Genomic DNA, 4890 nt, shown 5'->3' with positions numbered 1-4890 from the left:
CGCCTCGCGGCCGGAGAGTTTCCAGAAGAGCAGCCCCTCGACCGGGAGCTGGACGGTAATTCGGTTGAGCATAATCGTTATTCCACTATGGACTAATCTCGGTGTTCATTGAGATATTTTTTAAATCGTGATTATTTAAGCCATAAACCTGAAAACATAAGGACGCTACCCAGGGAAACTACGCTTTTAGCAACGATAAGTAAGCCAGGCGCAACGACGCGTGTTATAGACGATATTGCTTCATAATTTTCAGCATTGTATTTTTTGTGCCCTCCAGTAATCCCGGAAAAGATCGTGCAGAGCAGCACAACGGTAACTTTTAGTCCCCATACGCACAGGAAAGACATGGAAAAGATAATCGAATAGTGTTTCGCCGTTGCGACGGAGAATAATGACATTGACTGAGCAAACCATTTCAACGTAAAACCAATAACAACCGTAGCCACTAGCACCAGAACGAACATCAATCCGGTAAGGCACCACTGTTTTTTACTGAATAAGTCTTTTCCATTCCAGATAAGCGCTAGCGTCCAAATCATGAAGAGAATAAAGAAAAGCCAATGAATCATAACGTACCACATTTATACATATTGTTCTCCAGGCATTGTCAAAACAACAAGATACAGCTTAACGCGGCGAGAGATTTTACTACCAGGCGTAATATTGGCCCGAACCGTTGATTGACTATCTTCTCTTGTCGAAGAATCTGTATTTTCCAATTTTTATCACGCAGGGATGCTTTTAACTAACAAACCATTAGGTACAGACAAAGAAAAAGGCATAGTACAATACACGTACCAGATGACTAATATAATTATAAGAAATTGTCCTCTGGAGCTCTATCGAACAGTTCACCTGCCATTTTGGCGATACGTTCGTGCTGTACGAGTTTGTTTTTCCATTCCTGCGGAATACCGGAATAACCATATAATGCTCCCGCGATTTGTCCCGCCGTCGCGGCAACGCTGTCAGCATCATCGGCAAGATTAGCGGCCAGTAGAATGGCATCTCGGAAATTATCCGTATTCCATACGGACCACATCGCGGCCTCAAGCGTATCAATAACGTAACCACTTGAACGAATCTGGTCACGAGTTTTTTGCTTATACTCGCCCGCATTAATAATCATTACACGTGGCTGGAGCGGCATAATATGTGGAGCGAAAACAAATTCTTTGTTGCTCCCATTAATTATATATACAAGTAAATAGTTTAAATACTGTGTGCTATTTATTGCTTCCGATGCACCATGTGTAGCAATACTTTGTTTTTTGGATTCATAAAATGATTTGCTTAATGACTTTCTAAAAAAAATAGAGACAGGTGCTTGCCTGATAATGGATGCATTACCTGCAGTTTCTGGTGAAGTATTACCGCTCCAGCCAGGACCAATAGCCAAATATTGTTCTAAAGCAAATCGAGTTGTATTCCCTATATCAAAACAGACACCATTTGAACTGTTATAACCATGCTGATACCATGCCAGAAGTTTATTCCTAAAGAATATAGTATCAGCATCACCTTTCTCAAGAAGAGTTTCCGCAAGGCATAATGCCATGGAAGTATCATCCGTCCATTCGCCTGCGCGCAGTCGAAATGGCCCACCCCCTGTCATATCCTTAACGTGTGCTCTGTCACGTGGTAGAAATTCGAGTGTGGTGCCTACAGCATCCCCGACCGCAAGACCAATAAGCGCACCTATCGCGCGATCCCGTGATTCCGCAAGCGAGATGTTACATAATGGTGTTGAATCCCATTTTTGTTGTGCATCGCAATCAAAAGATGATGCTAATGGTTTATCATTATATTCATACTGCATCCTCCGCTGGACTGAAAGACTGCTAATAGGTAAGTACTTACGATATCTATCTACATATTTTAACAATACATTCAAATTAGCATGTAAATCAATCACCATTCACCCATAATAAAAATATTTAACACCCAGCACTAAAACTCATCAGGATATTTCTTATTGAGCTTTTGTTGCTTTGTTCTGTAATTGGCGTCAACCTCATGCGGCAACCTAACCTTTAAGCCTCGGCGGATTTGATCCACAATAAACCAAGCATCCGACAATCTTTCAAAAAACAACTCATCAGAATTTTCAAACTCCTTCACTGCATACATACCGAACGTCATTTTCCATAATTTTGCCTTATCCTTTTCCTTACCTTCTATTAAATCCCGTAAAAATAATAATTGTTGTACAATAGAGTCGTACATTTGTAAAAGCGGGTTATGAGGGTTAAGATTTTTGACCTCAGCATATCTCTTTTGAGCTATAACCAATGCTCTTTCAACATAACCAAAGATTGTTATTTCATTCATTGCAGTGAATCGAATTGTCTTAAAATATTACACATGATAGCAAGTTATGTCCCCATTTTCCCGTGGTAATTCTAACCAGGATGATTACATTTAAAACTTTAATCAAAAGTTGCTCATCACTTGCGATATCTCTTTTGCCTTTTCAAGTACTCGACGTCTTGCTCATGGGGGAGAATAACCTTCAATCCTTGCCCCATCTGAGAAGCTATATAATTAGCATTGGACAAATGCTGAGCAAGCTCGGCATCGGTAGTATCAAACTCTTTGGACGCAAGCACTCCAGGATTCAATGTGTGTAATTTACTTTTATCTTTTTCAGCACCCGTTAGAATGGATCTTATATAATCCAACTGATTCTTTGCCATAATATATAAAGAAAATGTAGGGTTTTGTTCCAATCGATGATTGATTGCATCAATAGCATCATTGATATAATCCAGCGCGGTGTAATTTTCTTTACTCATGAGTCAACTTAAATATATCCTTTTCGCTTGAAAGCATTTGTATTGCCCCACCTTTTGTCTGGTAGGGTACATCTTTCACTGACCAAGTATCAAGCGCGGGCAAAGAAGTACTATTCTCTTGTCGAAGAATCTGTATTTTCCAATTTTTATCACGCAGGGATGCTTTTAACTAACAAACCATTAGGTACAGACAAAGAAAAAGGCACGCTACAATACCCGTACCAGATGACTAATATAATTATAAGAAATTATCCTCAGGAGCTCTATCGAACAGTTCACCTGCCATTTTGGCGATACGTTCGTGCTGTACGAGTCTGTTTTTCCACTCCTGCGGAATACCGGAATAACCATATAATGCCCCCGCGATTTGTCCCGCCGTCGCGGTAACGCTATCAGCATCATCAGCAAGATTAGCTGCCAGTAGAATGGCATCTCGGAAATTATCCGTGTTCCATACGGACCACATCGCGGCCTCAAGCGTATCAATAACGTAACCACTTGAACGAATCTGGTCGCGAGTTTTTTGCTTATACTCACCTGCATTTATGATCATTACACGCGCGCACAGTGGGAAAACATGAGGCGAAAAAGTTTCTTCTTTTTGATAACCGTTAATTAAATAGTGCAATACCAATCCGAGAAACTGGCATGCGTTAATTGACTCTACCGCGCCATGCGTTGCTCGACTCTGAGCCTGGGATTCGAAGTAAATCGCACGCAGCGATTTTCGACGAAAGATAGACACCGGAGCTTGACGAATAACCCCAGCATTACCAGCAGTGTGTTTCTCTGTATTACCATACCAGGAAGGTCCGACACGCATATACTGTTCAAGTGCGAATCGCGTCGTATTCCCGATATCGAAGCACCGACCATTACTGCTATTCTCTCCGTCAAGATACCATTTCAGGAGATATTTTCTAAGCACATCGGTGTGCATTCTGTTTTCTGAAAGATAAGTCTCTGCCAGACATAATGCCATGGACGTATCATCTGTCCATTCACCAGGTTTTAATTGAAAAGGTCCGCCACCAATCATATCCGCTACATGTTCACTGTCTCTTTTCTTAAACTCAAGAGTGGTGCCGACGGCGTCCCCAACAGCCAGTCCCACAAGCGCCCCAAGCGCTTTATCACGTGAAACATCTTCAGTCGTAATTAAAGGTAAAGTTGCATCCCAGGCTTGTGAAGAACTCAAATTATCAATACTGTTGCTTCTAATTGCCTTACGGACATTAACTGGCAGGTATGTATGATAGCGATTAGCATAATGATTGATTACTGAGTCTTCGGAATGAAGGTCGATCATGGTCTTTCCTTTAATTCCATATTCATTATTCCAGGTTCATCTGACCTGCTGATAACCTCAAACGATGTATTCGGCTTAGCACCAGACGCGTTGTCACGTCATGCCGTCCTTCATTATTTTTTACTGGCACGAGACACAACAAAAGTAAACTCACTGGCACCATTTTCGCTCAGGGTAAATAAATTCATGGTTCTGTCTTTATATACATTTGGTAACGCCAGCGTAGCTTCCTGGAGAGTATATTCCGCCATACGAGTTACTTTTATTTGTTGGCATTAATAACAAAAAAACTATCCACTTCCTGCTGGATTTCACTCTGATGGGATGACCCAGGAGGATCGATGGCATTGCTTCCACCGGCAGGATTCAGATGCAGTTCACCGCCAAGCGTGTTTATCTGCGCGTTCTGTTTTGCGGTAAAGTTAAAGTTATTACCAATGATATTAACGCTGCCATCTTTCGATAATTCAATGGCGCTTTCACCACACTCCAGCCTCAACGTATTGCCCGCTGAAATAATAAAGTTGTTAACCACTTTATCGCTGCGACTGTTACCCGTCAGGCAAATGACGTCCCCTTTAACGCCCGCCTGCTGATTTTTCACCACCCGTAAGGTTTCATTTTCACCTACAAACTGGGTACGATTTTTTTCCGTGGCATGCGATTCATCATTTTTGACGTTAATATCCAGATTGCGCTCGGCCTGGAGCCACACCTGCTCCGCGCCCGCCTTGTCCTCAAACCGCAGGGCGTTGGCGTTGTCGACCGAGCCGTCTTTTGTCCGGC

General features: G+C 42.1%; 8 protein-coding genes. All 8 read right to left on the bottom strand.

Annotated elements, in window-relative coordinates; all coding sequences use genetic code 11:
- Nucleotides 1-131: 131 nt before the first annotated feature.
- On the bottom strand, nt 132-569 hold the full coding sequence (locus tag GM298_RS23175) for a hypothetical protein (protein WP_240517213.1): 438 nt from the start codon (nt 567-569) through the stop codon (nt 132-134).
- A gap of 245 nt (nt 570-814) precedes the next feature.
- On the bottom strand, nt 815-1915 hold the full coding sequence (tri1, locus tag GM298_RS23170) for an ADP-ribosylarginine hydrolase Tri1 (protein ID WP_416347245.1): 1101 nt from the start codon (nt 1913-1915) through the stop codon (nt 815-817).
- A 35-nt stretch (nt 1916-1950) separates the two neighbouring features.
- Nucleotides 1951-2331 (bottom strand): immunity protein Tsi6 family protein, encoded by a 381-nt coding sequence (locus tag GM298_RS23165; RefSeq protein ID WP_045286930.1) that lies wholly within the window; start codon nt 2329-2331, stop codon nt 1951-1953.
- 116 nt (nt 2332-2447) lie between these two features.
- Nucleotides 2448-2795 carry an immunity protein Tsi6 family protein gene (locus tag GM298_RS23160; RefSeq protein WP_088244248.1) on the bottom strand — a complete coding sequence of 116 codons (348 nt, stop codon included), beginning with the start codon at nt 2793-2795 and terminating at the stop codon, nt 2448-2450.
- The gene (locus GM298_RS23155; protein WP_255220616.1) at nt 2788-2925 is read right to left on the bottom strand and encodes a polymorphic toxin type 46 domain-containing protein; all 138 of its coding nucleotides are present in this window, start codon (nt 2923-2925) and stop codon (nt 2788-2790) included. Before GM298_RS23155 ends, GM298_RS23160 begins: the two co-directional genes overlap by 8 nt.
- 108 nt (nt 2926-3033) lie before the next feature.
- Complete coding sequence (gene tri1, locus GM298_RS23150) at nt 3034-4104, bottom strand: ADP-ribosylarginine hydrolase Tri1 (RefSeq protein WP_266155403.1); 1071 nt, start codon at nt 4102-4104, stop codon at nt 3034-3036.
- A gap of 113 nt (nt 4105-4217) precedes the next feature.
- The gene (locus GM298_RS23145; RefSeq protein WP_266155401.1) at nt 4218-4355 is read right to left on the bottom strand and encodes a DcrB-related protein; all 138 of its coding nucleotides are present in this window, start codon (nt 4353-4355) and stop codon (nt 4218-4220) included.
- Between the two features lie 11 nt (nt 4356-4366).
- A partial coding sequence (locus GM298_RS23140; protein WP_416347244.1) for a bacteriophage T4 gp5 trimerisation domain-containing protein occupies nt 4367-4890 on the bottom strand: 524 nt, incomplete at its 5' end.

This window comes from Enterobacter sp. HSTU-ASh6, assembly GCF_026319105.1.
Taxonomy (GTDB): Bacteria; Pseudomonadota; Gammaproteobacteria; order Enterobacterales; family Enterobacteriaceae; genus Enterobacter; species Enterobacter sichuanensis.
The sequence above is the reverse complement of the archived record's forward strand: the minus strand, read 5'-3'. Positions and strand labels throughout refer to the sequence as shown.